Source organism: Mesorhizobium sp. M8A.F.Ca.ET.207.01.1.1 (assembly GCF_004794715.1).
Taxonomy (GTDB): Bacteria; Pseudomonadota; Alphaproteobacteria; order Rhizobiales; family Rhizobiaceae; genus Mesorhizobium.
On the sequence record NZ_SRUS01000382.1, the window covers coordinates 1 to 320 of the forward strand.

The 320-nt window shown below is 70.0% G+C and carries 1 protein-coding gene; it reads left to right on the forward strand.

Features of this window, described 5'->3' with window-relative positions; genetic code table 11:
* Positions 1 to 14: 14 nt before the first annotated feature.
* Positions 15 to 320, forward strand: a 306-nt coding sequence (locus tag EN850_RS35005) for an FAD-dependent oxidoreductase (protein ID WP_210238070.1), incomplete at its 3' end; no start/stop codon positions are given.

Genomic DNA, 320 nt, shown 5'->3' on the forward strand with positions numbered 1-320 from the left:
GCCATGACGGCCCGATGGACAGTGTGTTCGATGCGGTGTTCTTCGCTGCCGGCCGCCGCGGCAACAGCCGGGGCCTGGGTCTGGAAGCGCTCGGCATCGGCATCGGCGAGCATGAGCAGGTGCAGGTGGACGAGTGGCAGACCACCGGTGTGCCGAGCGTGCACGCGGTCGGCGACATCGCCGGCAAGGTCGGCCTGACCCCGGTGGCGGTGGCCGCGTCGCGGCGGTTGATGGACCGGCTGTTCGGAGGCCGCCCGCAGTCGAAGATGGATTACGAGAACGTGGCCAGCGTGGTGTTCTCGCATCCGCCGCTGGACGCG